Annotated in this window: 28 protein-coding genes and 2 tRNA genes; 20 read left to right on the top strand and 10 right to left on the bottom strand. The window is 66.4% G+C overall.

Translation table 11 applies throughout. The annotated features are described in order from the left end of the window. Positions 1 to 4: 4 nt before the first annotated feature. Entirely contained in the window at positions 5 to 553 is a 549-nt protein-coding gene (locus tag ACMVY4_RS10475; RefSeq protein WP_416900091.1) for a carboxymuconolactone decarboxylase family protein, read from the top strand. Positions 554 to 598: 45 nt separating this feature from the next. Further along, positions 599 to 1,804 (top strand): acyl-CoA dehydrogenase family protein, encoded by a 1,206-nt coding sequence (locus tag ACMVY4_RS10470; RefSeq protein ID WP_416900090.1) that lies wholly within the window; start codon positions 599 to 601, stop codon positions 1,802 to 1,804. A 3-nt stretch (positions 1,805 to 1,807) separates the two neighbouring features. Here the strand turns inward: ACMVY4_RS10470 and ACMVY4_RS10465 are convergent, their stop codons facing one another. Genes ACMVY4_RS10465 through mutS form a run of 3 tightly spaced genes read right to left on the bottom strand, consistent with a single transcriptional unit; the run spans position 1,808 to position 5,715 of the window. Next, entirely contained in the window at positions 1,808 to 2,362 is a 555-nt protein-coding gene (locus ACMVY4_RS10465; RefSeq protein ID WP_416900089.1) for a VUT family protein, read from the bottom strand. A 13-nt stretch (positions 2,363 to 2,375) separates the two neighbouring features. Further along, complete coding sequence (queC, locus tag ACMVY4_RS10460) at positions 2,376 to 3,077, bottom strand: 7-cyano-7-deazaguanine synthase QueC (protein ID WP_416900088.1); 702 nt, start codon at positions 3,075 to 3,077, stop codon at positions 2,376 to 2,378. Continuing rightward, positions 3,070 to 5,715 (bottom strand): DNA mismatch repair protein MutS, encoded by a 2,646-nt coding sequence (gene mutS / locus ACMVY4_RS10455; RefSeq protein WP_416900087.1) that lies wholly within the window; start codon positions 5,713 to 5,715, stop codon positions 3,070 to 3,072. The genes queC and mutS overlap by 8 nt, the downstream gene beginning before the upstream one ends. A gap of 24 nt (positions 5,716 to 5,739) precedes the next feature. On the opposite strand from mutS, the gene nudC reads away from it, so the two are divergent. Further along, entirely contained in the window at positions 5,740 to 6,711 is a 972-nt protein-coding gene (gene nudC, locus ACMVY4_RS10450; protein WP_416900086.1) for an NAD(+) diphosphatase, read from the top strand. 3 nt (positions 6,712 to 6,714) lie between these two features. Here nudC and ACMVY4_RS10445 read toward each other — a convergent pair whose 3' ends face one another. Then, a complete protein-coding gene (locus tag ACMVY4_RS10445; RefSeq protein WP_416900085.1) occupies positions 6,715 to 7,164 on the bottom strand; it encodes a DNA polymerase III subunit chi in 450 nt (149 codons plus the stop codon). Between the two features lie 64 nt (positions 7,165 to 7,228). Next, positions 7,229 to 8,731, bottom strand: a complete 1,503-nt coding sequence (locus ACMVY4_RS10440; protein WP_416900084.1) for a leucyl aminopeptidase — start codon at positions 8,729 to 8,731, stop codon at positions 7,229 to 7,231. A 165-nt stretch (positions 8,732 to 8,896) separates the two neighbouring features. On the opposite strand from ACMVY4_RS10440, the gene lptF reads away from it, so the two are divergent. Genes lptF through ACMVY4_RS10420 form a run of 4 tightly spaced genes read left to right on the top strand, consistent with a single transcriptional unit; the run spans position 8,897 to position 13,240 of the window. After that, entirely contained in the window at positions 8,897 to 10,003 is a 1,107-nt protein-coding gene (lptF, locus tag ACMVY4_RS10435; RefSeq protein WP_416900083.1) for an LPS export ABC transporter permease LptF, read from the top strand. 2 nt (positions 10,004 to 10,005) lie between these two features. Then, positions 10,006 to 11,109 carry an LPS export ABC transporter permease LptG gene (lptG, locus tag ACMVY4_RS10430; protein ID WP_416900082.1) on the top strand — a complete coding sequence of 368 codons (1,104 nt, stop codon included), beginning with the start codon at positions 10,006 to 10,008 and terminating at the stop codon, positions 11,107 to 11,109. Positions 11,110 to 11,111: 2 nt separating this feature from the next. Continuing rightward, positions 11,112 to 11,582 (top strand): hypothetical protein, encoded by a 471-nt coding sequence (locus ACMVY4_RS10425; protein ID WP_416900081.1) that lies wholly within the window; start codon positions 11,112 to 11,114, stop codon positions 11,580 to 11,582. Next, a complete protein-coding gene (locus ACMVY4_RS10420; RefSeq protein ID WP_416900080.1) occupies positions 11,543 to 13,240 on the top strand; it encodes an LPS-assembly protein LptD in 1,698 nt (565 codons plus the stop codon). The genes ACMVY4_RS10425 and ACMVY4_RS10420 overlap by 40 nt, the downstream gene beginning before the upstream one ends. A 15-nt stretch (positions 13,241 to 13,255) precedes the next feature. On the opposite strand, the gene ACMVY4_RS10415 is transcribed toward ACMVY4_RS10420, so the two are convergent. Together ACMVY4_RS10415 and ACMVY4_RS10410 are read right to left on the bottom strand one after the other, a co-directional pair. Further along, positions 13,256 to 13,750 carry a YtoQ family protein gene (locus ACMVY4_RS10415; protein ID WP_416900079.1) on the bottom strand — a complete coding sequence of 165 codons (495 nt, stop codon included), beginning with the start codon at positions 13,748 to 13,750 and terminating at the stop codon, positions 13,256 to 13,258. Positions 13,751 to 13,779: 29 nt separating this feature from the next. After that, positions 13,780 to 14,160: a hypothetical protein gene (locus ACMVY4_RS10410; RefSeq protein WP_416900078.1), complete on the bottom strand. Its 381-nt coding sequence runs from the start codon at positions 14,158 to 14,160 to the stop codon at positions 13,780 to 13,782. Between the two features lie 385 nt (positions 14,161 to 14,545). Between ACMVY4_RS10410 and ACMVY4_RS10405 the strand changes: the two genes are divergently transcribed. Further along, a complete protein-coding gene (locus tag ACMVY4_RS10405) occupies positions 14,546 to 16,039 on the top strand; it encodes a PAS domain S-box protein (protein WP_416900077.1) in 1,494 nt (497 codons plus the stop codon). Positions 16,040 to 16,088: 49 nt separating this feature from the next. Here ACMVY4_RS10405 and ACMVY4_RS10400 read toward each other — a convergent pair. Together ACMVY4_RS10400 and ACMVY4_RS10395 are read right to left on the bottom strand one after the other, a co-directional pair. Then, a tRNA-Asn gene (locus ACMVY4_RS10400) sits at positions 16,089 to 16,164 on the bottom strand. A gap of 128 nt (positions 16,165 to 16,292) precedes the next feature. Beyond that, a tRNA-Cys gene (locus ACMVY4_RS10395) sits at positions 16,293 to 16,366 on the bottom strand. 203 nt (positions 16,367 to 16,569) lie between these two features. On the opposite strand from ACMVY4_RS10395, the gene ACMVY4_RS10390 reads away from it, so the two are divergent. The 4 genes from ACMVY4_RS10390 to ACMVY4_RS10375 all read left to right on the top strand — a co-directional run bounded on the left by ACMVY4_RS10390 (position 16,570) and on the right by ACMVY4_RS10375 (position 19,594). Next, a complete protein-coding gene (locus ACMVY4_RS10390; protein WP_416900076.1) occupies positions 16,570 to 17,229 on the top strand; it encodes a protein-L-isoaspartate O-methyltransferase family protein in 660 nt (219 codons plus the stop codon). Then, positions 17,226 to 17,552, top strand: coding sequence for a rhodanese-like domain-containing protein (locus ACMVY4_RS10385; protein ID WP_416900075.1), 327 nt, complete (start codon positions 17,226 to 17,228; stop codon positions 17,550 to 17,552). The genes ACMVY4_RS10390 and ACMVY4_RS10385 overlap by 4 nt, the downstream gene beginning before the upstream one ends. Then, entirely contained in the window at positions 17,513 to 18,895 is a 1,383-nt protein-coding gene (locus ACMVY4_RS10380) for a TolC family outer membrane protein (protein WP_416900074.1), read from the top strand. Before ACMVY4_RS10385 ends, ACMVY4_RS10380 begins: the two co-directional genes overlap by 40 nt. Positions 18,896 to 18,994: 99 nt before the next feature. Further along, on the top strand, positions 18,995 to 19,594 hold the full coding sequence (locus tag ACMVY4_RS10375) for a DUF2497 domain-containing protein (protein WP_416900073.1): 600 nt from the start codon (positions 18,995 to 18,997) through the stop codon (positions 19,592 to 19,594). A gap of 6 nt (positions 19,595 to 19,600) precedes the next feature. On the opposite strand, the gene ACMVY4_RS10370 is transcribed toward ACMVY4_RS10375, so the two are convergent. Then, the gene (locus ACMVY4_RS10370) at positions 19,601 to 20,218 is read right to left on the bottom strand and encodes a VOC family protein (protein ID WP_416900072.1); all 618 of its coding nucleotides are present in this window, start codon (positions 20,216 to 20,218) and stop codon (positions 19,601 to 19,603) included. Positions 20,219 to 20,349: 131 nt separating this feature from the next. Between ACMVY4_RS10370 and ACMVY4_RS10365 the strand changes: the two genes are divergently transcribed. The 8 genes from ACMVY4_RS10365 to ACMVY4_RS10330 all read left to right on the top strand — a co-directional run bounded on the left by ACMVY4_RS10365 (position 20,350) and on the right by ACMVY4_RS10330 (position 26,861). Next, positions 20,350 to 20,787 (top strand): YbaN family protein, encoded by a 438-nt coding sequence (locus ACMVY4_RS10365; protein ID WP_416900071.1) that lies wholly within the window; start codon positions 20,350 to 20,352, stop codon positions 20,785 to 20,787. A gap of 85 nt (positions 20,788 to 20,872) precedes the next feature. After that, positions 20,873 to 23,506, top strand: coding sequence for a valine--tRNA ligase (locus ACMVY4_RS10360; RefSeq protein ID WP_416900070.1), 2,634 nt, complete (start codon positions 20,873 to 20,875; stop codon positions 23,504 to 23,506). A gap of 53 nt (positions 23,507 to 23,559) precedes the next feature. Then, on the top strand, positions 23,560 to 24,198 hold the full coding sequence (locus ACMVY4_RS10355) for a hypothetical protein (RefSeq protein ID WP_416900069.1): 639 nt from the start codon (positions 23,560 to 23,562) through the stop codon (positions 24,196 to 24,198). Positions 24,199 to 24,269: 71 nt separating this feature from the next. Next, positions 24,270 to 24,617 (top strand): NADH:ubiquinone oxidoreductase subunit NDUFA12, encoded by a 348-nt coding sequence (locus tag ACMVY4_RS10350; RefSeq protein WP_416900068.1) that lies wholly within the window; start codon positions 24,270 to 24,272, stop codon positions 24,615 to 24,617. Positions 24,618 to 24,631: 14 nt separating this feature from the next. Then, positions 24,632 to 25,081 (top strand): outer membrane lipid asymmetry maintenance protein MlaD, encoded by a 450-nt coding sequence (locus ACMVY4_RS10345; RefSeq protein ID WP_416900067.1) that lies wholly within the window; start codon positions 24,632 to 24,634, stop codon positions 25,079 to 25,081. Beyond that, positions 25,078 to 25,836, top strand: coding sequence for a class I SAM-dependent methyltransferase (locus ACMVY4_RS10340; RefSeq protein ID WP_416900066.1), 759 nt, complete (start codon positions 25,078 to 25,080; stop codon positions 25,834 to 25,836). The genes ACMVY4_RS10345 and ACMVY4_RS10340 overlap by 4 nt, the downstream gene beginning before the upstream one ends. Beyond that, a complete protein-coding gene (locus ACMVY4_RS10335) occupies positions 25,785 to 26,231 on the top strand; it encodes a DUF2155 domain-containing protein (RefSeq protein ID WP_416900065.1) in 447 nt (148 codons plus the stop codon). The genes ACMVY4_RS10340 and ACMVY4_RS10335 overlap by 52 nt, the downstream gene beginning before the upstream one ends. Positions 26,232 to 26,258: 27 nt before the next feature. After that, positions 26,259 to 26,861 carry an adenylate/guanylate cyclase domain-containing protein gene (locus ACMVY4_RS10330; protein ID WP_416900064.1) on the top strand — a complete coding sequence of 201 codons (603 nt, stop codon included), beginning with the start codon at positions 26,259 to 26,261 and terminating at the stop codon, positions 26,859 to 26,861. Positions 26,862 to 26,872: the final 11 nt, after the last annotated feature.

Raw genomic sequence — 26,872 nt, 5'->3', positions numbered from 1 at the left:
AGACTTGGCACGCATTCCCTATCTTTCCGAAGCCGACATCACCGACGACAACCGGGACGTTCTGGAGCGGCGGATCAACCTCTACTGGGCCGCCGGACACGCCATCGGCGGCGCGCGGAACTTCTCCAACATGGGGCTTTGGCTGCGCTTCGACAGCAAGTTCGACACCCGTCTGCGCGAGTTCGCCATCCTGACCGTCGGCTACGTCACCCGGGCGCCCTATGAATGGGCGCAGCACTGCAAGCTGGCGCTCGATTTCGGCGCCACCGAGCAGGATATCCGGCAGCTGATGGCCGAACTGGACGGCGAGGATACAGGCTTCAACGCCGTGGAGAAGGCGATCATCCACGGCACGGCCGAAATGGTCCGCGGCACGAAGATGAGCGATGCCCACTGGGACACGCTGTCGGCTGAATACGGCACCGAACTGATGGTCGAACTGGTGATGACCGTGTCGTTCTATGTCGGGCTGGTGCGCTTCCTGAACACGATGGAGATCGACCTGGAACCCGAGATCCGGCCCTGGCTGGACAAGTTCCCCTTGCCCGCCTGACGCCGGGGGGTATTTTCAGGCCGCTGCATTTGGGAGGAGACGGCAATGGATCTGGCGCTGACCGAGGACGAAGTCCGCTTTCAGGACGAAGTGCGGGACTTCCTGTCGACGTCCATCACTGAGAAGGCGAAGGAAGCGGGACGCCTGACAGCCGGCGTGGTCTCGGACTTCGAGGGGTCCATGGACTGGTACCGCGCGCTGGCCGAAAAGGGCTGGTCCACACCGGCCTGGCCGGTCGAGCATGGCGGCACCGGCTGGACCCCGATGCAGCGCTACATCTTCGAGAGCGAGTGCCAGCGCGCCTCCGTGCCGCGGCTCTTCGCCATGGGCGTGCGCATGGTCGGCCCCGTCATCATCAGGTACGGCACGCCGGAGCAGCGCGCCCACTACCTGCCGAAGATCCAGTCCGGCGAACACATCTGGTGCCAGGGCTATTCCGAGCCGGGTTCCGGCTCCGACCTCGCCAGCCTGCAGTGCAAGGCCGAGCGGGACGGCGACGACTACATCATCAACGGCACCAAGATCTGGACCACCGGCGCGCACCACGCGAACATGATGTTCTGCCTGGTCCGCACCAGCCGCGAGGGCAAGCCCCAGCAGGGCATCAGCTTCATCGTCTTCCCGATGGACCTGCCCGGCATCAAGGTCGAGCCGATCCTGACCATGTCCGGCGACCACGAGGTCAACCAGGTCTTCTTCGACGACGTCCGCGTCCCCGTCGCCAACCGCATGGGCGAGGAGAATGACGGCTGGACGGTGGCCAAGTACCTGCTGGAGTTCGAGCGCGGCGGTACGGCCTACAGCCCCGGCCTGCACGGCATGCTGCAAAAGCTGAAGAAGGTCGCCAGCGACGAGGCCGGCGGCCGCGGCGAGGCGCTGATCGAGGACGCCAGCTTCCGGCGCAAGCTCGCCGACATCGAGACCCAGGTGACGGCGCTGGAGTTCTACGAGAAGAAGACCATGAGCGCGCTGAGCGCCGGGCAGAACCCCGGCGCAGCCTCGTCGGTGATGAAGCTGCGCGGTTCGGAATGCCTGCAGGCCACCGCCGAACTGGCGGTCGAGGCCATTGGCTACTACGCCAACCCCTACGAGCCGGAGACCCGGACGCCATTCTCCAACGCGATCCCGGTCGGACCGGACCACTCGGTCGGCGTCATGGCGAAACACCAGAACAGCCGCGCGGCGACGATCTACGCCGGCGCCAGCGAGATCCAGCGCAACATCATGGCGAAGCTGGTTCTGGGGCTCTGAGCCTCAGGCCGGTTCGATGCCCAGCCGCTCGTCGCGCTTGCGCAGCAGGTGGATGAAGGGCAGTGCCAGGATGACCATCCAGGCCTTGCCGACGATCTGACCGGCGATGTAGTCGAAGCTGCCGAAGGCGACGTAGAGGAAGATCGCGCTGTCGACGACCAGGCCGACGAAGCTGCTGGCGAGAACGGCCGCGATCAGGCTGCGCTTCTGCAGCGGCGTGTAGACGGCCAGATCGGCGGTTTCGGAAACGAAGAAGGCCAGCGTCGAGGCCAGCACGAGCGCCGGCGGCGCGATGCCGTAGCTGATCGCCGCGCCGAAGACGATGGCGCCGAAGGCGAAGCCGACGCCGAGGCGGCGCTGCACCAGATCGCGCAGCACCAGCGCCAGTCCGATCATCAGCACGCCGCTGGGCGCCATGATGCCGGGCACCACCGGAATGAGGCACGGGCCGTCAGGAACACAGACTGTGCCGGCATTGCCGATCAGCCAGTTGGCTGCCGGAATGCAGAGCCCGAACAGTACGAGAAAGATCGTGCCTTCGACGATGCGACGGTCCATGAACCCCACCTTGTCAGTCTGAGGCGCTCCGATACTCCCGATAGCCATCCCTGCGCAACCCGCAAGCGGGACATTCTCCGCATCCCATGCCCCAGTCGTGCACGGTTTCCGTATCGCCGTTGTAGCAGGTCAGCGTCCGCTCCCGGATGACATCGACCAGCATCCCGCCGCCAAGCTGCTCGGCCAGCGACCAGCTCTGCGCCTTGGTCAGCCACATCAGCGGCGTGTGGACGACGAAGCGGCGGTCCATGCCGAGATTGAGCGCGAGCTGCATCGCCTTGATCGTATCGTCACGGCAATCCGGGTAGCCGGAGAAGTCGGTCTCGCACATGCCGCCGACGATGTGGCGGCAGCCGCGCCGGTAGGCCAGCGCGCCGGCGAAGGTCAGGAAGATCAGGTTCCGGCCGGGCACGAAGGTGTTCGGCAGCCCGTCGTCGCGCATGGCGATCTCGGCGTCGCGGGTCAGCGCGGTCTCCGACATCTCGCCCAGCACGGCGAGATCGATCACGTGATCTTCCCCGAGCCGGGCCTCGCCGCCCGGCAGCGCCGCCGCCACGCCGCGGCGCACCGGTCCCCGGACATCCATCTCGGCGGCATGCCGCTGCCCGTAGTGGAAACCGACCGTCTCCACATGGCCGAACCGCTCCAGCGCCCAGGCGAGACAGGTCGCGGAATCCTGTCCGCCGGAGAAGAGGACGAGAGCTGCATCAGTCATCGGCCTGCTCCTTGAGCCTGTAGAGCGCCTCCAGCGCCTCCCGCGGCGTGAGGTCGTCAGGATTGATCTCGGACAGCGCAGACACCACCGCCGACGGACCTGCTGGCGCGGCGGGGGAAGGCTGGGCGGCCATGGCCTGGAACAGCGGCAGATCATCGGCGATCGACACCGCCTTCCGCCCCTGCCCGCTCTCCTCCAGCTTCTTCAACACGGCCTCGGCCCGGCGGACAACGGCGTCCGGCAGACCGGCCAGCCGCGCCACCTGTACGCCGTAGGAGCGGTCCGCGGCGCCGGGAATGACCTGGTGCAGGAACTTCACCGTCCCCTGCCACTCCATCACCCGCATGGTGCGGCAGGTCACCTGGTCCAGCTTCTCGGCCAACGCCGTCAGTTCGTGATAGTGGGTGGCGAACAGGCCGCGCGCCCGGTTGGCCTCGTGCAGCGCCTCGACCGTCGCCCAGGCGATGGCGAGGCCGTCATAGGTCGCGGTGCCGCGGCCGATCTCGTCGAGGATCACAAGCGACCGCTCGCCAGCCTGATTCAGGATCGCCGCCGTCTCGACCATCTCGACCATGAAGGTGGAGCGGCCGCGCGCCAGATCGTCGGCCGCGCCGACGCGACTGAAGAGCCGGTCGACAGTGCCGATCCGCGCATTTGTGGCCGGCACGAAGGACCCGGCCTGCGCCAGAATGGCAATGAGCGCGTTCTGCCTCAGGAAGGTCGACTTCCCCGCCATGTTCGGACCGGTCAGCAGCCAGAGTCGGCCTTCGTCTGCCCCAAGATCGCAGTCATTGGGCTGGAACCCGCCGCTGTCGCCCACCGCCAACGCCTCGACCACCGGATGCCGCCCGCCCTCGATCTCGAAGTCCAGACTGTCGTCCACGTGCGGGCGGACATAGTTCCGTTCCCGCGCCAGCTCGGCCAGCGCGGCGGCGACGTCGAGCCGGGCCAGCGCGCCCGCGCAGGCGGCCAGATCCCGGCTCCCGTTCAGGATCGCCGCCGACAGCGCCTCGAAATGCCGCTCTTCCAGCGCCTGTGCCCGGTCGCCGGCCGAGCGCATCCGGTTCTCCAGTTCGCCGAGTTCCGTGGTGGTGAAGCGCATCGCCTGCGCCATCGTCTGGCGGTGGATGAAGTCGTCGCCGAGCTTGTCGGCATGGCGCTGCTGCACTTCGACGAAGTAGCCCAGCATATTGTTGTGGCGGACCTTCAGCGTCGCGATGCCGGTGCGGTCCGCATAGGTCTTCTGCAGGGCCGCGATATGCTTGCGGCCCTCGTCGCGCAGCGTCCGGTGTTCATCCAGTGCGGGATCGAAACCCTCGGCGATGAAACCGCCATCCCGTGTCAGCAGTGGCACATCCTCGTTCAGCGCCGTCTGCAGGGTCTGCAGCAACTCGCCGAAGCCCTCCATGCGGGACGCCGCCTCGAGAATGCCCGCCGGGCCGGAGGAACCGAGCACCTGACGCGCGGCGGACGCCGCAACCAGCGCATCGCGGATGGCCGTCAGGTCGCGCGGGCCGCCCCGGCCAAGGCCCAGCCGCGAAAGCGCGCGTTCGATGTCGGGTGCGCGGCGGATGGCGTCGCGGAAATCGCCGCGCAGCGCATCGGCGTCGTGGAAGAACTGCACCATGTCCAGCCGTTCGCCGATGGCATCCGGGTCGGTGAGCGGGCCGGAGAGGTCGGCGACCAGCCGCCGGCCGCCCGCCCCGGTAACGGTGCGGTCGATCACCGACAGCAAGCTGCCTTGCCGCGAACCGGAGAGCGTTTCGGTCAGTTCCAGATTGCGCCGCGTCGACTGGTCGAGGCCCATCGCCGAGCCGGGTTCGATCCGCTGCGGCGGGAGGATGGGCGGCAGCTTGCCCTTTTGGGTCAGGTCGACATAGTCGACGACGGCCCCGGCGGCAGCGATCTCGGCGCGGGTAAAGGCGCCGAATCCGTCCAGCGCACCAACCTCGAAGACCTGTTTGAGACGCTTTTCGGCCGAGACGCTGTCGAAGCGCGCCGACGGCAGCGGCGTCAGCCGGTCCTGCCAGTCCGCGAACGCCCCCGGTCCGTCCTCGACAAGGCTGTCCGGCAGCAGGATCTCTCCGGGCTGCAACCGGGCCAGCTCGGCGGAGAGCGCGGCTTCGGAGACGGCGCTGGCCGAGAGTTCGCCGGTCGACATGTCCAGCCAGGCCAGGCCGTTCGTCCCTCCCGCACGGGCGATGGCGAGCAGGTAGTTGTTGCGGCGCGCGTCCAGCAGCGATTCCTCGGTCAGGGTACCCGCCGTGACCAGCCGGACGACATCGCGCTGCATGACCGACTTGGACCCGCGCTTCTTCGCCTCGGCCGGGTCCTCGATCTGCTCGCAGACGGCGACGCGGTGGCCGTCGCGGATCAGCCGCGCAAGGTATTGGTCGGCCGAATGAACGGGCACCCCGCACATCGGGATGTCCTCGCCCAGATGCTTGCCGCGCTTTGTCAGTGCGATGTCCAGGCTGGCCGACGCGCGCTTCGCGTCGTCGAAGAACAGCTCGTAGAAATCGCCCATGCGGTAGAACAGCAGCGAATCCGGATGCGCCGCCTTGATTTCAAGGTATTGCGCCATCATCGGAGTGGGTTCGCCGCCAGCCATGGCCGGCGACCATAGACGATTCTGCATGCCTATCCGAAGGGCAAAGCGGCGTTGCAGCCCCGCCGGGGCCATGCCAATCTCCGGCCCGCAATGACGATGGACTATGACGATCCGATCACGTTCTCCGGCTCCCGGCTGGACCGCGTAGATCAGAAGCGAAAGGACGGCGACTGGCTGTCCGATCAGCTGATGAACCCCAGCACCCGCCTGCTGCCCATGTCGCGTTTGCGCGCGCTCGTCGATCTGGACGTGGAGGCCGAGATCGGCTGGCGCTCCCCGATCGAGGCTCTGGATCTGCTGGAAGACAACCGCCCGCTGCTGCTGGGCGTCGAGGACGGCGTGGCGCATTTCGCCATCGAGGCCGACCCGCGCAAGGCGCCCCGCGACGCCGCCTGGCTGAGCCGCGGCAAGTTCATCGACGTCCGCTCGATCGCGCCGTCGCTGCCGACCGGCGATGCGGCGATCCTGGCCCAGGCGCGCTCCATGATCGACTGGCATCAGCGGCACGGCTTCTGCGCCGTCTGCGGCCAGCCGTCGGAAATGCGCGATGCTGGCTATATGCGGCAGTGCACCGATGAACGCTGCAACGCGCAGCATTTCCCGCGCACCGATCCCGTCACCATCATGCTGGTCTTCAATGGCGACGACTGCCTGCTGGGCCGTCAGCCGCGGTTCCCCGAAGGCTCCTATTCGGCGCTGGCCGGGTTCATGGAGCCGGGCGAGTCGATCGAGGAATGCGTGCAGCGCGAGATCTGGGAGGAAGCCGGCCTGAAGGTGAAGAAGGTCCGCTACGTCGCCTCGCAGCCCTGGCCCTTCCCGTCCAGCCTGATGATCGGCTGCTTCGCCGAGACCGATGACCGGGAGATCACCATCGACCCGGCCGAACTGGACGATGCCCAGTGGTTCAGCCGCGATCAGGTCCGGGAGATGATCGAGCGATCCGAATCCGGCGAGGGGCTGAGAATGCCGCCGTCGCTGTCATTGGCGCACCAGCTTGCACGCCGCTGGCTGGCCGGTATCTGAGGCCTAGGCCCCCTTCTCCCAACCGCCGCGTTCGGTCTGTTTCCAGTAGGTGACGGTATGGCCGGCGGCCCGCGCGGCGCGGAAGCGTTCGCGCGCGGCCTGCACGGCTTCCTCGTCGAGGCCGTTGAACATGTCGAGGCAGCGGTCGAAGTCGCCCTTGAAGCCTGCGTCCTGCCCGTCGACCAGCATCAGCACCCCCGCGCCGTTGGGGTTCTCTTCCTCCGATGTCAGCCAGACGGGATGCTCGGCCGGGTCGCCGTCGCCGTCCGCGCCGTGCGGCAGGAACGAGCCCTTGTCCCAGGTCCAGAGATGATCGTTGAGTTGCCGCACCCGCTCGGCTGAACCGGCGATGACGACGCAGCGGAGGCCGCGCTCCACCGCCTTCTCAAGCAGCTCGGGCATGGCCCGCTCCAGCGGCTTTCGGGTCAGGTGATAGAAGGCGACTTCGGTCATGCGGACTGCACGAAAACGGGCCGCGCTGCGTGCCGGTCAGTCCCCGGCACGCAGCGCGATCTCCCTACCCTTCGTAGTGGCGGCGCACCAGCTCGTCGAGGACGCGGACGCCGAAGCCGGTGCCGCCCTTCGGCGACGTCGGCTTGCTGGCGCCGGACCAGGTAACGCCGGCGATGTCGAGATGTGCCCAGGGCACATCGTTGACGAAGCGCTGCAGGAACTGCGCGGCCGTGATCGACCCGGCACCGCGAGCATTACCGATATTGCGCATGTCCGCGATCTCGGACTTCAGCTTCTTGTCGTAGTTCTTGTGCAGAGGGAAGCGCCAGAGCTTCTCGCCGACCGCCTCGCCGGCGGCGGAAAGGCGCTCCGACAGCTTGTCGTTGTTGGAGAACATGCCGGCATATTCATCGCCAAGGGCGATGATGATCGCGCCGGTCAGCGTCGCCAGATTGATCATGAACTCGGGCTTGAAGCGGTCCTGCGTGTACCAGAGCGCATCGCAGAGCACGAGGCGGCCTTCGGCGTCCGTGTTCAACACCTCGATGGTCTGGCCCGACATGGAGGTCACCACGTCGCCGGGGCGCTGCGCATTGCCGTCGGGCATGTTCTCGACCAGGCCGACCACGCCGACGGCATTGACCTTGGCCTGACGGCCGGCCAGCGCCGCCATGGTGCCGATCACCGCCGCGGAACCACCCATGTCCCACTTCATGTCTTCCATGCCGGCGGCGGGCTTCAGCGAAATGCCGCCGGTGTCGAAGGTGACGCCCTTGCCGATGAAAGCGACCGGCTTCTCCTTCTTGGTGGCGCCATTCCACTGCATCACGACCAGGCGGCTCTCACGCTCCGAGCCCTGACCGACGCCCAGCAGCGCGCCCATGCCGAGCTTCTTCATCTGCGCCTCGCCGAGGACCTCGACCTTGACACCGAGCGCCGTCAGTTCCTGGCAGCGGTCGGCAAGCGAGGCCGGAAAGAGAATGTTCGGCGGTTCGCTGACCAGATCGCGGGTCAGGAAGACGCCATCACCGACGGCCGAGAGTTTCTCGAAGGCATCGCGAGCCGAAGCCGCCGCGCGTGCGCCGATGGCGACGCTCTCCAGCGAGGGCTTGTCCTCGTCCTTCAGCTTGGTGTGGTACTTGTCGAAGCGGTAGCTGGCCAGCTTCGCACCCAGCGCGATATGCGCCTGCACCTGGCCGCGCGACAGCCTGGTCTTCGCGCCCATGTTCTCGGCGTCGATCACCACCTTCACCTGCTTCGAGCCGCTGCCGGCAAGCTGGCTGTAGGCCCGGCCGCCGATCGCTTCCAGATCGATCTGGGTCAGCGACTTCGGATCGCCGATGCCCAGCAGCAGGATGCGGTCGAGACGGGTGCCGCGCGGCGCCTGGATCATGGCGGTCTGCCCGCTGGCGCCGTTGAAACGGCTGGAACGGATGACCTGGCGGATCGCGCCGTCGGTCTTGTCGTCCAGCGCCTTCGCAGCGGGGCTCAGCTTGCCGTCCTTGGCAACGCCGACCGCTACCGCACCGCGCCCCGGAATCGAGGCGCCCGTAATCGAAATGTCCATCCCTAACCGTCCTGTTGGCCGTTTGTATGCCGAATTTATTGCAGTCTTTCAGGTGGTGCGCAAACCGCACGTTGGCCAACGCAGTGAGCCCGCAATCAACTGTTACGGCAATCGCCTTTGACAGGCCGGGCCCCTCGCTATACTCCGGCTCACATGGGCCAGTTGGTGAAGTACATCATCCGGAATGCGGCCGGACCGTGCCTGTTCGTCACTGCGGTCCTGACCGGCATCATCTGGGTCGTCCAGGCGCTCCGTTTCGTCGACGAGATCATCAACTACGACATGTCGTTCGGCGCATTTGCACTGATTACCGTTCTGCTGCTGCCGCAACTGCTGCCCGTCACGATGCCCATCGGCGTCTTCTGCGGCATGCTCTACGCCTACTGGCGGCTGTCGACCGACAGTGAGCTCGTGGTCATGCGTGCCGCGGGCCTGAGCCGGGTGTCGCTGGCCCGGCCCGGCCTGATCCTGGGCGGTGCAGCCGCGATCCTCGTCGCTTCCATGACCTTCTATTTCATGCCGGCGGCCAACTCGACCATGCGCGACACGCGCTTCGCCTGGAAATACATCTACTCGACCATCGTGCTGCGTGAGGGCGCTTTCACTGCGCTGAAGGACCGCCTGACCATCTATGTCCGCGAACGGCGGCCGGGCGGCGAACTCTATGGCCTGCTGATCCACGACGACCGCAACCCTGGCCGTGCGGTCACCATGATGGCCGAGAAGGGCACGTTGCTGCGGGCGGAGACGGGGCCTGAGATCATCCTGCTGAACGGCAACCGGCAGGAACGGAACCTGTCGACCGGCGAAGTCAGCCTGCTCTATTTCGACCGCTACAATGTCGAGATCGACAGTTTCGCCGCCGGCGTGCCCGTCCGACGACAGAAGATCGAGGAACGCGACATCGCCGAACTCTTCAGCGTCGGCGCCGACGATGTGGGCGACGAACTGGACAAGTACCGGGCGGAGGGTCACCGGCGGATCGCCCTGCCCCTGCTGACGGTCGCCTTCGCGCTGATCGCGATCGCGACAGTACTTTCGGGCGAGTTCGACAGACGGGGCTCGTGGCGAAGACTGACACTCGGATGCATATGCGCCGGCATGTTGCAGGGCGCGGTGCTGGGGCTGCTGCAGGCCGCAAACACCGAACCGTTGATGATCGGACTGCTCTATCTTCTGCTCGCGGGTTCCATCGGGTTCGCACTGTTCCTGATACGCGCCGGGGCCGGCATGAAGCAGGTGCCGCAGAACGCGCCGGAAGGCGCTGCCTGACCATGCTCGGCGCCTCGATGACGCTCAACTTCTATCTGATCCGTCATTTCCTGATCGGCATCGGCATCGTGCTCGCGCTGCTGGCGCTGGTCATGTTCACCGCCGAGACCGTCGAGCATCTGCGCCGGGCCAGCAACAAGCCGGATGTCGGTTTCGGCCTTGTGCTGCAAATGTCGCTCTACAAGCTGCCGTCGATCATGGGCAAGCTGTGGCCCTTCGTGGCGCTGTTCGGCGCCATGCTGGCCCTGACCCGGCTTTCCCGCTCGAGCGAACTGGTGGTCGCCCGCTCCGCCGGAGTCTCGGTCTGGCAGATTCTGGGCCCGCTGGTGGTGACCGCGGCACTCCTCGGCACCTTCCTGATCATGGTGCTGAATCCGCTGGCGGCGGCGCTGACCAGCCGCTACGAGCAGAAGTTCAACGCCATCTTCAAGGGCCAGTCGAGCCAGATCACGGTCTCGGCCAACACCGGACTGTGGCTGCGCGAGCTTTCCGAGGACGGCCAGCAGGTGATCTACGCCCGCGGCGTCGCGGCCAGCGGCACGGTTCTGGACACCGCGACCTTCTTCACCTTCGGCAATGGCGACCAGTTCGCACGACGGATCGATGCCCGCGAGGCCGTGCTGGGCGACCGACAGTGGCGGCTGACCGAAGGCACAGTGACCGCGCCCGATCAACCGCCCGAGTCGTTCGACGTGATGGCCGTGCCGACGACGCTGACCCTGAGCCAGATCGTCGACAGCCTCGCGACGCCGGAGACCTTCTCGTTCTGGCAGCTGCCGGGCTTCATCGAGGTGCTGGAGAACGCCGGCTTCAACGGTCTCGCCCACCGCCTCTACTTCCATTCGCTGCTGGCGCTGCCCCTGCTGCTGGCGGCGATGGTGTTGCTGGCGGCGACCTTCTGCCTGCGAATATCGGTGCGGCAGGGCGGCACGGGTTGGGTATTCTTCCTCGGTGCCATGTCAGGATTCGCGGTCTTCTTCATTACCGATCTGGTCGAGGCCTTCGGCTCCGCCGGCAAGCTGCCCGTGATGCTGGCCGCTTGGACGCCGGCCGCCGTGACCAGCATGTGCGCCATGGCCGCCATGTTCCATCTGGAGGACGGCTGACCGTGCGCCGGGCGTGGGGGGTACCGCTTCTGGCCGCGCTGGCGTGCCTGCTGACGCTGGCTGCCCGTGCGCAGCAGGACCTGCCCGTCGAGCTCACCGCCGAGCGGATGATCTACGAACGCGATCTGGATCTCGTGACAGCGCGCGGCAGCGTGGAGATCGTCCAGGGCGAGCGTATCATGCTCGCCGATACGGTCAGCTACAACCAGCGCGACGATGTCGTCACCGCCAGCGGCAATGTGGTGCTGCGGGAGCCGACCGGCGACGTCCTGTTTTCCGACTACGTGGAACTGCGCGACAACTTCAAGCAGGGCGTGGTCCGCGAGTTCAAGGCGCGGCTTTCGAACAATGCCCGTCTCTCCGCGCGCGAGGCGCGCCGGGAGGGCGAGAACGTCACGGTACTGGAGCAGGCCGTCTTCACCCGGTGCGAGGAATGCCCCGAACACCCGGCCGGCCGCCGATCTGGCAGCTGAAGGCCGGCAAGGTCACCCGCGACCTCAACGAGGAGATCGTGGAATATGACGACGCGATGCTGGAACTGTTCGGCATCCCGGTCTTCTACACGCCGTATTTCTACCATCCGGACCCGACGGTCGAGCGCAAGTCGGGGCTGCTGGCGCCGACCTTCGCCCATTCGGGCGAACTCGGCTTCCAGTACGAGCAGCCTGTCTACTTCGTCATCGACGACCAGTCCGACCTGACCCTGTCGCCGCGGCTGACCTCACGCGAAGGCCCTGTGCTGCGCGGAGAGCACCGTCAGCAGTTCAGCTTCGGTTCTATCGAAAGCGATGGCTCGATCACCTATGTCGAGGACGAGGACGGCAACGGGCGCAAGAACGGCGACAACGTCGTCCGCGGTCATTTCAAGAGCGTCGGCAACTTCCGCCTGAACGACAACTTCACGTCCGGCTATGACGTGCTCTACACCTCGGATGACACGTACATGCGTGTCTATGACATCCAGGGCGGCACGCAGACGCGCTCCCGGGCCTTCGTCAACGGCTTCAACGGCCGTGATTTCGCCGGCATGGAAGCCTTCTATTTCCAGGATCTCACCGATGGCGCGAAGGAGGGCGACATCCCGATCGTGTTGCCGCTGGCCGAGCTTGTCGTCGGTGGCGAGCCCGACGTGATCGGGGGGCGGGTCCAGGCCGAGTTCACCGGTCTGGCGCTGCAGCGGACCGGCGGCCGGGACGTGCGGCGCCTGTCGCTGGACACAGGCTGGGAGCGTCAGTTCGTGGACGGCATTGGCGGCGTGACGACGATCGGCGGCTATGTCAGCGCGGACGGCTACAACGTCTCGGAGGCCCAGGCCACCGACCCGACCGCGTCAGAGGACGACTACTTCATCGGCCGCATCTGGCCGATGGCCGTGCTGGACTGGCGCCTGCCGATGGTCCGTACCGGCGAACGGATCGATCAGACCTTCGAACCCCGCATCCAGATCATCGGCTCGCCGGCGGTCGGCAACGCCAACGATATCCCGAACGAGGATTCCCAGAGCTTCGAGTTCTCGGACGCAAACCTGTTCTCGAAGAACCGGTTCGCCGGCGAGGACCGGATCGACAGCGGCTCGCGGGTCAACTACGGCTTCACCACGGCGCTGCTGGGGTCCAGCGGCGGCTCGACCGAGTTCGCAATCGGCCAGTCGGTGCGCCTGAACGACAATTCCCAGTTCGGCGTCGGCAGCGGTCTCGAGGACCGCTTCTCCGATATCGTCGGGCGCCTCACCATCGCTCCCAGCAGCTGGTTCAACTACACCTTCCGCTACCGCGTCGGCCTGGACCGGCCGGAACTGAACCGCCACGAGCACCAGCTCCGCTATCTGGGCGACATCTTCACCCTCGACCTCGGCTACGTCTCCGTGCCGCGGGACATCAACGGCGTGAACGCCGGGAATATCGAGGAAGTGAATTTCGAGGGGACGGTGAACTTCCTCGACAACTGGTCGCTGATCGGCGGATATCGCGGCGACCTCGACGGCGGCCCGATCCGCATGGAAGGCGGCATCCGTTATCTGGACGAATGCTTCGACTTCCAGTTCGGCGCGTCGCGCGACTTCACCAGCGACCGGGATGCCGACGCGACGACCGCGTTCCTCGTCCGGTTCCGGCTGCGCGGCCTGAACTGACTGAAGCCGGGCCCCCTACTCTGCGGCGGCGGCGGCGGCGTGGGCGGCGGTCGGCATGTCCCCGCGTATGATGAAGGCCAATGCCTGGACGACCTGCTCCGGCTCGCGGGCCACGCCATTGGCGGCGCCGTCGACTTCCTTCAACGCGTGATCGTGCTGTTCCGGATGCAGGGTGATGTAGGGCTTTCCGAGCGCGGCCGCATAGCCCGCGTCGAACGCCGCATTCCACTGCTTGTATTTCTCGCCGAACCGGACGACCACCAGATCGGCGTCGCGCATCAGCGTCTGGGTCCGCATGGCGTTGAGCTGGGCACCCTTGCGGTCGTGCCAGAACTTGTCCGGCTCGCTGCCGAAGACAGCCACGCCGCAATCGTCGGAATCCTCATGCACCGTCACCGGCGAGACCAGCCGCACCGGCAGACCTGCGGCGGCAACGCCGTCGCGAATGCGCTCGCGCCAGTCGGAATGAATCTCACCGGAAAGATAGACCGTCCACTGCCGTTCAGTCATCGCGTTTCTCCCTGTCGCACCGATCCGGACTATAGTGCCCGGAGCCGGTGCGGCAAGGCGCGCGGGTCAGCAGCTGTAGGAGGGGAAGCCCTGGAAATCTTCCTTGGTGCGGACCAGAACCTTGGCGCGGCCGCCGCCATCTCGACGAAATCCGACGGTAGAATCCGACGCCCGCCAAGATAGCCGTACATGATGCCTTCCTCGGCGATCACGAACGCTTCGGCGTCACCGTCGGAGTTGCGGACCTCGGCCACCAGTTCACCCAGTTCGATCCCGGTTGCCGTGAAGGCCGGACGCGGATTGTCCAGCGCCGTGGCGCAGGCCGACTGGGCCGATGCGGAATTGGAAGCAAGGAACAGGCTGCCTGCGATCGCCATCGTGGCCAGCCCCGTCGCGGATAGAAGTCTCATGGATCCCTCTCGTATCAAGAACGTTTGACCTTGCGTCAGATAGGGGCTGGTGAGCCGGTCTCAAGACTGAAAAAGCCGATCTCGGCAACTTGATCCGGTGCGGCGCAGATACCGTGGCGGTGATTGTACTCGCCCCACTCTGGCGTCGTGATCGGGCCCTGGCGTCCGGACCTGTACTTCGCAACAGGGCGAGACGAGAAAGGCGCCGACGCGTACGAAATCTACCTTTACTTCCGGGAGACTTGGACTTCCACCATCTGGAGTTGGCGAATATTCATTCCGGCGGCGGAAATAGAACACCTGCGATCTGGAGATTCAGAACCTGTTAAGAACCGAGGCGTACCCGTGGCTACCGACAAGTAACAATCAATTGCAGATGGTGGCGATGTACCTAACCCGATTTTCTCGCGACGATTCCAGAACGCTGGCGGCCATTGGAGAAACACAGGCGCTGATCGAGTTCGATCTGGACGGCCAGATCAGACATGCGAACGACCTGTTTCTGGACCTGTTCGGCTACGAGTCCGCCGAGATGATCGGCCGGCATCACCGGATGTTTGCCGATGCCGCCTACGCCGAGTCGGCCGAATACAAGGCGTTCTGGAAGGACCTGCGTGAGGGGAAGGCGAAGTCGGGCGAGTTCCCGCGCCGGACAAAGGCCGGCAAGGAAATCTGGATTCACGGCGTCTATGCGCCGGTCCGCGACGCCCGGGGCAACCCCGTCAGGGTCGTGAAGGTCGCCATGGACGTGACGGAGCGCAAGCTCCAGGCCGCGGACAACGAAGGCCAGCTGTCCGCCATCCGGCGTTCGGAAGCCGTCATCGAGTTCGATCTCGACGGCAACATCCTGTGGGCGAACGACCTGTTTCTCGGCGCGATGGGTTACCGGCTGGAGGAGATCACCGGAGAGCATCACCGTATCTTCGTGACCCGCGAGGAACGCGAATCAGAAGCCTACGCAGCCTTCTGGCGCGACCTGCGGTCCGGGTCCTTCAAGTCGGCGGAGTTCCGGCGGAAGGACAAGCACGGCAACGACGTCTGGATCCAGGCCACCTACAATCCGATCCTCGATCCCGCAGGCCGTCCCTTCAAGGTCGTCAAGTTCGCAACCGACATCACCGAAGCCGTCCGCCTTCGCATGGAGACGGAATGCGTCGGCAGGGAAGTCGAACGGGGTCTGGAAGAGATCGTGAACTCGGTTTCCCGAGCCGGCGCCCAGAGCAATGAGGCCCGGAACGCCGCTCACACGACCGTCGACAACGTCAAGTCGGTAGCAGCCGCGGCTGTGGAATTCGAAGCCTCGGCGCAGGAGATCGCCCGCAACATGGAATCCTCGCGGGCCTCTGTCGAAACCGCGATGACGGAATCGTCGGCCGCCGACGACGCCACCACGTCGCTCGAAAGCGCGGCGCTCGCCATGAACGGGGTGGTCGAGATCATCGGAGACATCGCCGCCCAGATCAATCTGCTGGCGCTCAACGCGACCATCGAGGCGGCCAGGGCGGGCGACGCCGGCAAGGGCTTCACGGTCGTCGCCGGTGAAGTGAAATCGCTGGCCAGCCAGGTCGCCGGAGCCATCGGCGACATCTCGAACGAGATCCGCAACGTGCAGGCGACCTCGACGGACGTGGTCGGCCGCCTCAAGGCCATCAAGACTGCCATCGAATCCGTCCAGGGCCACGTGACGTCGGTCGCCAGCGCACTCGATCAGCAGACAGCCACGAGCCAGGATCTTTCCGGCAATATCGGCGAGGTCTCGAACTCGATCGAGGCGATCGGATCGTCACTCGCAGACATCGACGAGGCCATCGCCGCAGCCAACGCGTCCGCGCAGAACGGGATGGACATGTACCGGGAACTGGAAGGGCTGCGGGCCTGACGGGACAGCCGGCCGACTGTCCGGGAAACGAAAGCGATGGGGGAAGAATTGGCTCCGCGGGTAGGACTCGAACCTACGACCGAGCGGTTAACAGCCGCTTGCTCTACCAACTGAGCTACCGCGGAGCATTCTTGGCGGAGGCGGCTGATAGCAAAGCCCGCTGGCCTTGACCAGAGAAAAGTTGCCCGCCGCACCGCCTGCATTCGCCCACCGCCGACCCCGCGCCTTCCGGCTGCGGAGCCACACGGAAAACTGGAGGCGCGGACCGGAATCGAACCGGTGTACACGGATTTGCAGTCCGTTGCGTCACCACTCCGCCACCGCGCCTCGTCACATCGAGTGGTGGGCGGCGATATAGGCTCCACCGGGCCGGAGGGTCAAGTCCGGAACGCCGCCAGCGTTGCGGATCAGTCACAAACCGTTGCGCCCGCTGCATTGCACGCTCTGGCCCCGCACCGTATAACCCCCAGCTGTAACGTTAAATCCGCGGCAGGGCACCGCCCCGCCGCCCGTGCGACAGGAAGATTTGGATGTCCGCCAGCCTGGATTTCGAGGCCGCCCGCACGGCCATGGTGAACAGCCAGCTGCGGCCCAACAAACTCGTCGACGACCGCCTCACCGATGCGCTGCGTACGGTCCCGCGGGAACGCTTCGTGCCGAAGGACCTGCAGGGCATCGCCTATATCGACGAGGATCTGCCGTTCGGCGGCGGGCGCTATCTGATGGAGCCGATGGTCCTGACCCGCCTGCTGCAGTCCGCGGAGATCGAGGCGGACGACATGGTTCTCGATGTCGGCTGCCTGACCGGATACGCCGCGGCCGTGATGGCCGCGCTCGCCAACACGGTGGTCGCCGTCGACAGCGATCCGGCCTATGTCGCCGGCGCGACGGAGACGCTTGCGGCGCTCGACATCACCAATGTCGCCGTCGTCGAAGCCCCGCTGGCAGAAGGCCTGCCCGACCAGGGACCCTACGATGTGGTTCTGGTCGAGGGCGCGGTCGCCGAAGTGCCGCAGGCGCTGCTGGACCAGGTCGCCGAAGGCGGCCGGCTGCTGACCGTCCTGCGCCGGGACGGCATGGGCGTGGCGCATCTGTTCACCCGCCAGGGCAATATCGGCAAGCGGCCGCTGTTCGATGCGGCGACGCCGGTCCTGCCGGGCTTCGAGATGAAGCAGGGGTTCGTCTTTTGAGCAATTCACTGCCGCTTCAGGTCGGCGTCCAGGAAGCCGCGACGATGCGCGACGCCGGCGCAGCCGTCGTCGACGTCCGCGAGCAATGGGAATTCGACCAGGGCCACATCGAGGGCGCCATCCACATCCCGCTGCAGACCCTGCCGGCCCGGCTGGCCGACGTGCCCGCCGACCGGCCGGTGGTGATCAATTGCCACCATGGCGGCCGCAGCATGCAGGCGGTGCAGTTCCTGCGCAGCCAGGGCCGCGACAACGTGACAAATCTTGAAGGAGGCCTCGACCGATGGTCGCTCGATATCGATCCGTCCATCGCCCGCTACTGACAGCTGCCGGGGCGCTCTGCCTTCTGGGCCTGTCGGCGGCGGCGAGCGCCGAGACCCTGCGTGACGCGCTGGTGGCGGCCTATGCCACCAACCCGACGATCCAGGCGGAACGGGCCAATCAGCGCGCCAACGACGAGAACGTCAACCAGGCGATCTCGGGCTGGAAGCCGACGGTGATCGTCACCGGCGATCTCGGCGCGCAGCTCAACGATCAGGAAGTCCGGGGCATCGCGTCGACGAACTCGACGCTGCCGGCCAACGCCAACCTGAACATCGTGCAGCCCCTGTATGAAGGCGGCACCGTCGATGCGCAGATCGAATCGGCGGAAGCGCTGGTCAAGGCGGGCCAGGAGAACCTCCGCTCGACCGAACAGGACGTACTGCTCGACGTCGTCACCGTCTATCTGGACGTGCTGCAGAACTATGCCGTCGTGCAGCTGAACCTGAACAACGAGGAGCGGCTGGAGCGGCAGCTGGAGGCCGCGAAGGACCGCTTCGAGGTCGGCGAAATCACCCGTACCGACGTGTCCCAGGCCGAGGCCGCGCTGTCGCGCGCCGCCGCCGACCGGGCGCAGGCCGAGGGGAACCTGATCGCCGCCCGCGCCGCCTATTCGCGCGCTGTCGGCAACGCGCCGGGGCAGCTGGAGCCGCCGCCGCCCCTGCCGCAGCTGCCTGCCAGCGAGGACGAGGCGGTGACCATCGCGCAGGCCGAGAATCCGGACCTTCTGGCAGCCATGAGCACCGCCAACTCCGCCAAGGCCGATATCCGCGCCACCTCGGGGCAGCTGCTGCCGCAGGTCGATCTGGAAGGCCTCGCCAGCCATCAGCGCAATGGCACCCAGGGCGGCGATTTCAGCAACACGCTGCGGCTCCGCGGCGTCGTGACCGTACCGCTGTACCAGCAGGGGGCCGTCTACAGCGGCGTCCGCCAGCAGCGCAACGTCCACAACCAGCGCCGCCTGCAGGTGCAGGAAACCCAGCGGCTGGTGATCGAGGGCGTGACCCAGGCCTGGGAAGCGCTGGAGACCGCACGGGCCCGCATCACCGCGGGCCGCGCCGAGGTCCGCGCCAACGAGATCGCGCTGGAAGGCGTCATCCAGGAAGCCCAGGTCGGCTCCCGGACCACGCTGGACGTTCTCGACGCCGAACAGGATCTGCTCGATTCCCAGGTCGCTCTGGTCCAGTCGGAACGCGACGAATACGTCGCCGCCTTCCAGTTGCTGGACGCCATCGGGCGCCTGGATGTAGCCAGCCTGGGGCTGGATGTGGAGGTCTATGACCCCACCATCCACTACCGGGAGACGCGCGATCGCTGGTACGGTACGGACGGCGGGCTGGACTGAGCCTTTCCGACGCGTTAACCAAAACTTAGCGTCGCCCGTGCAGTGTGAAGCAGGACTGCCGGCCCGAGCGGGCGGCCAACCCATTGACGCGGAACTGGCATGAGCGACGCAAACGCCCAGAGCGAACCGACGATGGAGGAGATTCTCTCCTCCATTCGCCGCATCATTTCGGAAGACGAGGACGGCGAGCCGAAGCAGCAGCCGGCCCCTGTCGCTGCCGAACCGGAGCCTGAGCCGGAACCCGAGCCTGAGCCGGAACCCGCTCCCGAGCCGGAACCGGAACCCGAACCCGAGCCGGAAGAGGAAGATGTGCTCGAACTCGACCAGCTGGTCGAGGATGACGGCTCGGTCACCGATCTGTCCGGCGACGCCGGCGAGGATGACCTGTCCTTCGAGGAAGAACCCGCGCCGGCCTACCGTCCGCAGCCGGATCCCTACGCGGCGCAGGATCTCTCGCGGCTGATCTCCGACGACACGGCCGCGGATGCCTCGGCTTCTCTGGCCTCACTGGCCCGCACCGTTTCGGCGCAGCGCGATATCTCGGTGCCGACGCACCGGACGCTGGAAGACATCACCAAGGAACTGCTGCGGCCTATGCTGAAGGAATGGCTGGACCAGAACCTGCCCGCCATCGTCCAGCGCATCGTCGAACGCGAGATTGCCAAGCTGGCCGGCGAGGTCGACGACAAGAAGGGCTGACGCCGCTCAGCCGTAGCGCTTCCGCGTTTCCCGGATCAGCTCCAGCAGCGCCTCGTTCACGTCGCGCCCCTCGGCTTCGGCCTTCTTCTTGGTCTCGACCCAGGCTTCCAGGTCCGCGCGCCCCTGACCGGCATGGCGGTTCCAGTCCGCTTCGAGCGGCGTCGTGATCTCCAGCCGGATTCCGTTCGGGTCATGAAAGTAGATCGACAGCAGCATGCCCTTGTGATCCACCGGACCGATCACCTCGATGCCGTTCGAGACCAGCCAGTCGCGCCAGGCCTCCACGCCGGCACGGTCGGGCGCCTGCATGGCTAAATGTTCGAAGACGTCATAGGCCCGGTGGGTCGAGGCCGCTTTCTCCGGCAGGCCCGGCGCCTCGAAGAAGGCCACGGTCGATCCGTCGGCCATGCGGAAGAAGATATGGAAATAGGGGAAGGCATCGCCGGTCGATGGCACGGTGTCGTCATAGATCGTGCTCGCCAGTTCCATCCCCATGACCCGGGTATAGAAGTCGGCCGTCGCCTCGACATCATGGGTGACATAGGCGGCGTGGTTCAGCATCTGTGGCGTCAGGCCCGGATTGGCGGGCCGCGATGCGGCAGGTGCGGGGCGCAGTTCGTTCATCGTCGGACCTCCCGTTCCGGACGGACTGGATCAAGCCTGCACCCGAACCGGCGCGGCGGCCAGAAATTCTGCAGCGCCCGGCGCTTCTGTGCTTTGCTGCCGCCTCGCCGCCGACCGGTTCCGGAAGCCCCATGACCAGTTCCCCGCAAGACGACGAGCCGCCGCCCCTGCCTCATGGCGCCGTGCGGGTGCTGCTGATCGTGCTGGGCTGGACCTGCACGGTGGTCGGCGTCGCCGGCGTGATCCTGCCGGGACTGCCCGGCGTGCCGTTCCTGCTGATCGCCGCCTGGGCATTCTCGCGCTCCAGCCGCCGCTTCCACGACTGGCTCTACCATCATCCCTGGCTCGGCGCGCCGGTGCAGGACTGGGAGAAGTACCGCGCCGTCCCGCGCAAGGCCAAGATCGCCGCCGTTCTGGTCATGAGCTCCAGCTTCGCCCTGCTGCTCTGGCTCTACGGCCCGGAATCCTTCATCCCCTGGGTCGCCGGCACCTGCATGGCCGCCGTCGGAATCTGGCTGGTGACCCGGCCGAACCCGCCCGTGGCGGCGGAAAGCCGCCCAGCCCCTTGACCAGCGGCCCCTCGCCGACCTAGGACAGCGGCCTATTCCGCGGGCGCGGCTTTCGGGCTGCGGGCGGCCATTCACGGACAGGACGATGCTGGACAAGACTTACCGGCCCAACGAGGTCGAGCAGCGGCTCTACAAGGAATGGGAAGAGGGCGGCCTCTTCCGGTGCGGATCGGTCGACGGCGATCCCTTCACCATCGTCATTCCCCCGCCCAACGTGACCGGCAGCCTGCACATGGGCCACGCGCTCAACAACACGCTGCAGGACATCCTGATCCGCTGGCGGCGCATGAAGGGCCGCGACGCGCTCTGGCAGCCGGGCACCGACCATGCCGGCATTGCGACCCAGATGGTCGTCGAGCGCCAGCTGGCCGAAAAGGGCGAGGACCGCCGCGACATGGGCCGCGAGGCCTTCGTCGAGAAGGTCTGGACCTGGAAGGAGGAGTCGGGCGGCACCATCACCAACCAGCTCCGCCGCCTGGGCGCCTCCTGCGACTGGGACCGCGAACGCTTCACCATGGACGACGGTCTCTCGGCCGCGGTCCGCAAGGTCTTCGTCGATCTCCACAAGGACGGGTTGATCTACCGTGACAAGCGGCTGGTCAACTGGGACCCGAAGCTGCTGACCGCAATCTCGGATCTGGAAGTCGAGAACCAGGACGTCCAGGGCCACATGTGGCACTTCCGCTATCCGGTCGAGGGCGAGGACGGCACCTTCATCACCGTCGCCACCACCCGGCCGGAGACCATGCTGGGCGACACCTGCGTCGCCGTGCATCCGGACGACGAGCGCTACACCAGGCTGGTCGGCAAGCATGTCATCCTGCCGCTGGTCGGCCGCCGCATCCCCATCGTCGCCGACGAATATGCCGATCCCGAGCAGGGCTCAGGCGCGGTCAAGATCACGCCGGCGCACGACTTCAACGACTTCGAGGTCGGCAAGCGCCACAGCGCCGAGATGATCAACATCTTCGACCAGCACGCGCATCTGAACGAGAACGTCCCCGAGGCCTATCGAGGCATGGAGCGGTTCGCGGCGCGCGAGAAGGTCATTGCCGACATGGAGGCCGCCGGCCTGCTGGAGAAGATCGACGACATCACCCACACGGTCCCCTATGGCGACCGCTCGGGCGTCGTCATCGAGCCGTGGCTGACCGACCAGTGGTATGTCGACGCGGCGACCCTGGCCAAGCCGGCCATCGAGGCGGTCGAGAGCGGGAAGATCCAGTTCGTCCCGAAGAACTGGGAGAACACCTATTTCGAATGGATGCGCAACATCCAGCCCTGGTGCGTCAGCCGCCAGCTCTGGTGGGGTCATCAGATCCCGGCCTGGTACGGACCGGACGGCGCGATCTTCGTCGAGCACACCGAGGAAGAGGCGCAGGCCGCCGCCGACAAGCACTACGGCAAGCCGGTCGAACTGACCCGCGACGAAGACGTTCTCGACACCTGGTTCTCGTCGGCGCTCTGGCCGTTCTCGACGCTGGGCTGGCCGGAAGAGACGCCGGAACTGGCGCGCTACTACCCCACCGACGTGCTGATCACCGGTTTCGACATCATCTTCTTCTGGGTCGCGCGGATGATCATGATGGGCCTGCACTTCATGAAGGAAGCGCCGTTCCACACGGTCTACATCCACGCCCTGGTCCGCGACGAGAAGGGCCAGAAGATGTCGAAGTCGAAGGGCAACGTCATCGACCCGCTGGAGCTGATCGACGAGTTCGGCGCCGACGCCCTGCGCTTCACCCTGGCGGCGATGGCCGCGCAGGGCCGCGACATCAAGCTGTCCAAGCAGCGCGTCGCCGGCTACCGCAACTTCGCCACCAAGATCTGGAACGCGGCCCGGTTCTGCGAGATGAACGAATGCGCCGCGCCGGCCGCCTTCGATCCGGCCGCGCTGACCCAGCCGCTGAACCGCTGGATCGCCGGCGAGGCCGCAAAGGCCGCCGCCGATATCGACCGCGAACTGGAGGCCTACCGATTCAACGAGGCGGCCAACACCATCTACCGTTTCACCTGGAACACCTTCTGCGACTGGTATCTGGAATTCGCCAAGCCGGCCTTCGGCGCCAACGATCCGGAGACGGTCCGCGAGACCCGCGAGACCGCGGGCTGGGTGCTGCGGCAGATACTGACCATGCTGCATCCCTTCGCCCCCTTCGTCTCCGAAGAGCTGGCGCAGCGGACCGGCGCCGAGACAACGCTGATGACCGCCGACTGGCCGGCCATCGGCTTCGAGGATGAGGCGGCGAGCCGGGAGTTCGGCTTCGTCATCGACCTGATATCGGATATCCGCTCGGTCCGCGCCGAGACCAACGTGCCCGCGAAGGCGGAGATGGTGGTCCACTTCCCCGAAGCCGATCAGCGCCAGAAGGACTGGATCAACGGCAACTGGGGCATGATCAGCCGCCTCGCCCGCCTGTCCGCCTGCGAATTCTCGCAACCCGGCGGCAGTGGCGCTGCCGAGATGGTCGTCGACGGCATGCGTGTCGTGCTGCCGCTGGCCGACGTCATCGATCTCGGCGCCGAGAAGACCCGGCTGTCGAAGGAGATCGGCAAGCTGGACGGCGAGATCGGCAAGATCGAGAAGAAGCTCGGCAACGAGAACTTCGTCTCCCGCGCGCCCGCACACGTCGTCGAGCAGGAGCGCGAGCGCCGCGACGAGGCGTCCGAAGCCCGCGCCAAGCTGCAGGCGGCGCTGGACCGGCTGTCCGCCGCGTAATGAGGCCGCGCCGCGCGGGTTGGCTCGACCGGCGCGCTGCGCGGCTGTTTGCGTTGGCCTCGGCGCTGATGGTCTGTATCCCGGCGGTCACCGCCGAGCCTGACTGGGCTGCGCCGCTGCGGAAGTACGTTTCGTCGTCTGCCTATCTCGAGGACATCGGCCGCGCGATCGCCGGCCTGGAACGGCTGATCGCCCCCGGCTGCACGCGCGAACTGAAGGGCATGCAGCGGCGGGAACTCCGGATCGTCGCCGAACCGGTCTTCTTCGGCGCGCTGCCGATCCCCCAGGGCGGGCAGTGGCGGGAGCAGATGGCGATCGACCGCTGCGGCGAGACAGTGCTCCACAATGTTCTGGTATCCGGCATCGAGGGCGATTCGCCCCATCTGACCCTGCTTCTGCCCGGCAGTTCCAAGGCCGACGGCAAGCTGCAATACGACGCCTCGGAAGCCGCTTTCGCCATCGCGGGCGCGCGGGCGGGGCGGAAATGCCGCGAGGGGGCGCGGCGGATCGTGGATACACGCTTCGTGCGCTATCTCGGGCGTTCGGCCGAGGCGGCCCCAGCGGAACGGCTCTGGCGGGAGGTCTGGACGGTACGGCTCTGCGACAGCGAAGTCCGCGTCCAGATCGATTTCGCACCCGACGGCAAGGGCAGCTTCACCTTCCGCGCCGACCTGCCACAATCCAGCCCCTGAGCCGCAGTACTTTACCTGCCTGAGCCCATTCGGCATATTCGCCGCGACTTCACATCGGAGCCCCTGACAAGATGCCCAACGCGATCACCCGCTTCCTGACCTGGCGGACCGGCAAGAAGGTCGGCGAGGACCAGTTCGGCAACGCCTATTACGTCAGCCGCAAGGACGAGAGCCGCCGCTGGGTGGTCTACAAGGGGATCGAGGAAGGATCCAAGGTGCCGCCGCTGTGGAACGCGTGGCTGCATCACACTATCGACCAGGCGCCGGCGAGCGGCGATCCCCAGTACAACTGGGAGAAGCCGCATCAGCCGAACCTGACCGGCACGCCGCACGCCTACCGTCCGAAGGGCCACGTCACCCGTGGCGGCCGCCGCGCCGCAGCCACGGGCGACTATCAGGCCTGGTCGCCGGACAGCTAGAAGCGCGGGGAGTCATGGCAAGCAACGTCCTGGAAACCGTCATCGGCGCGGTGGTCATCGCCATCGCCGTGATCTTCGTGATCTTCGCCTACCGGACCGCCGACATCTCGCCGTCGGCCGGCTATCCCCTGGGGGCGAAGTTCAACAATGTCAGCGGGCTGAATGTCGGCGCCGACGTGCGCATGTCAGGCATCTCCATCGGCTCGGTAACCGAAATGGATCTTGAACAACCCAGCCTGCTGGCCGTGGTCAAGATGAGCATCCGCAATGGCGTGGGCATCCCCGACGATTCGGCCATCCGCGTGCTGACCGACGGTCTGCTGGGCGACACCTTCCTGTCGGTCGAGCCGGGCGGCGGGCTGGACAATCTGCAGGCCGGGGACGATTTCCGCTTCGCCCAGGGGTCGGTGAACCTGATCGACCTTGTCGGCCAGGCGATCTACTCCAGCGGCAAGAGCGAATGACCGCGACGTCCCAGGACTGGAAATCCGACCGCTACCAGACAAATGCCGGCTTCGTGCCGGTACTTGGCATGCCTGTCGTCGAACTGCTGGATCCCCGCCCGGGCGAGCGCATTCTCGATCTCGGCTGCGGCGACGGCTATCTGACCGAGAAGCTGGTTCAGGCAGGCTGCGATGTGGTCGGGGTCGATGCGGGCGCGGACATGATCCGCGTCGCCCGGGAGAAGGGGCTGAACGCCCATGTGATGGACGGGCACGCCCTCGACTTCGATGCCGAGTTCGACGCCGTCTTCTCCAATGCGGCGCTGCACTGGATGCTGCAGCCTGAGAAGGTCGTGGCCGGCGTCAAGCGCGCCCTGCGGCCCGGCGGCCGGTTCGTCGGCGAATTCGGCGGGCACGGCAATGTCGCCGCCTGCCTGACGGCCATGATTGCCGTACTGAACGCCCGCGGCGTCGACGGCGCGGCGCATTCGCCCTGGTACTTCCCGACGCCGGAGGAATACGGCTCGCTGCTGACCGCCGCGGGATTCCAGGTGCATACAGCCGATCTGATCCCCCGCCCGACGCCGCTGCCGACCGATGTCGGCGGATGGATGGACACCTTCGGTCAGGCCCTGTTCAGCGCCCTGCCCGAAAACCAGCGCGAGGCCGCCCGCTCGGAAGCGATCGAGCTCCTGCGGCCAAGCCTGTGCGACAGTGAGGGACGATGGACCGCCGACTACGTCAGATTGCGCTTTTCGGCCTCCTTGCGGGCCTGAGCGCGCTTCCCGCAGCCGCCCAGACGGCCGGCGGACAGCTGGACTATTCGAAGAGCGGCGAGGTCGCCATTCTGCGCGCCCTCGACAAGGTGACAGCCGACCATACGGATCTCGAGGTTCCGGTCGGCAGTACGGTCCGTTTCGGGACGCTGGAGATCACCGTCGACTACTGCCGCAGCCGGCCGCCCCAGGAACAGCCCGAATCCTTCGTCCTGCTTTCCGTCCGCGACCTCTCGCCGGAGCGGGATATCGCCGTTGCCTTCGAAGGCTGGATGCTCGCCTCGATGCCGTCACTCAACCCGCTCGAACATCCGGTGTATGATCTCTGGGCCATCGACTGCCGGATGCCCCGGCCGGCGGACGAGGAAACCCAGAAGGCGGACGGCAACGGCTGACCCGACCGCCTGCGACGGGAGGGGATCATGGAAGAAACCGGATTTGCCGCCTATCACCGGCTTCTGGACGAATACTGGCCTGAATCGGACGGGGAAACCCGCCATCGCATCGAGGACGAGATCTGGCGGCGGTTCGGGATCGAGGCCGCCGTTCTGGTCCTCGACATGTCCGGTTTCTCGCGGCTGACGCAGCAGTACGGCGCGGTTCACTATCTGTCGATGGTGCGCCGGATGAACATCTCGATGGAAGACGTCATCGCCCGCAATCAGGGCCAGCTCGTGAAGTTCGAGGCCGACAACAGCTTCGCCATCTTTCCAACCGTCAACGACGCCCTCCGTTGCGCCATCGCCGCCAACATGCAGTTCCAGGGCATGAACCTGCTGACCGTGGAGCGCTTCGACATCCGCGTCTGCATCGGCATCGCCTACGGAAAGATCCTGCTGGTCGACGGACGCGACTTCTTCGGCGAGGCGGTCAACACGGCATCGCGCCTGGGCGAGGATCTGGCCGATCCGGGCGAGATCCTGGTGGATGCGGCACTTGAAGACGCGCTCGCCGCCTTCCGCTTCGACCGGATCGAACGGGACACGCCGCGCGGCCGCGTGGACGCGCTCAGTATCCGCTACTGACAGGTTTTCAG

Source organism: Minwuia sp. (assembly GCF_048007105.1).
Classification (GTDB): Bacteria; Pseudomonadota; Alphaproteobacteria; order Minwuiales; family Minwuiaceae; genus Minwuia.
This window is presented reverse-complemented; position numbering and strand designations above follow the sequence as displayed.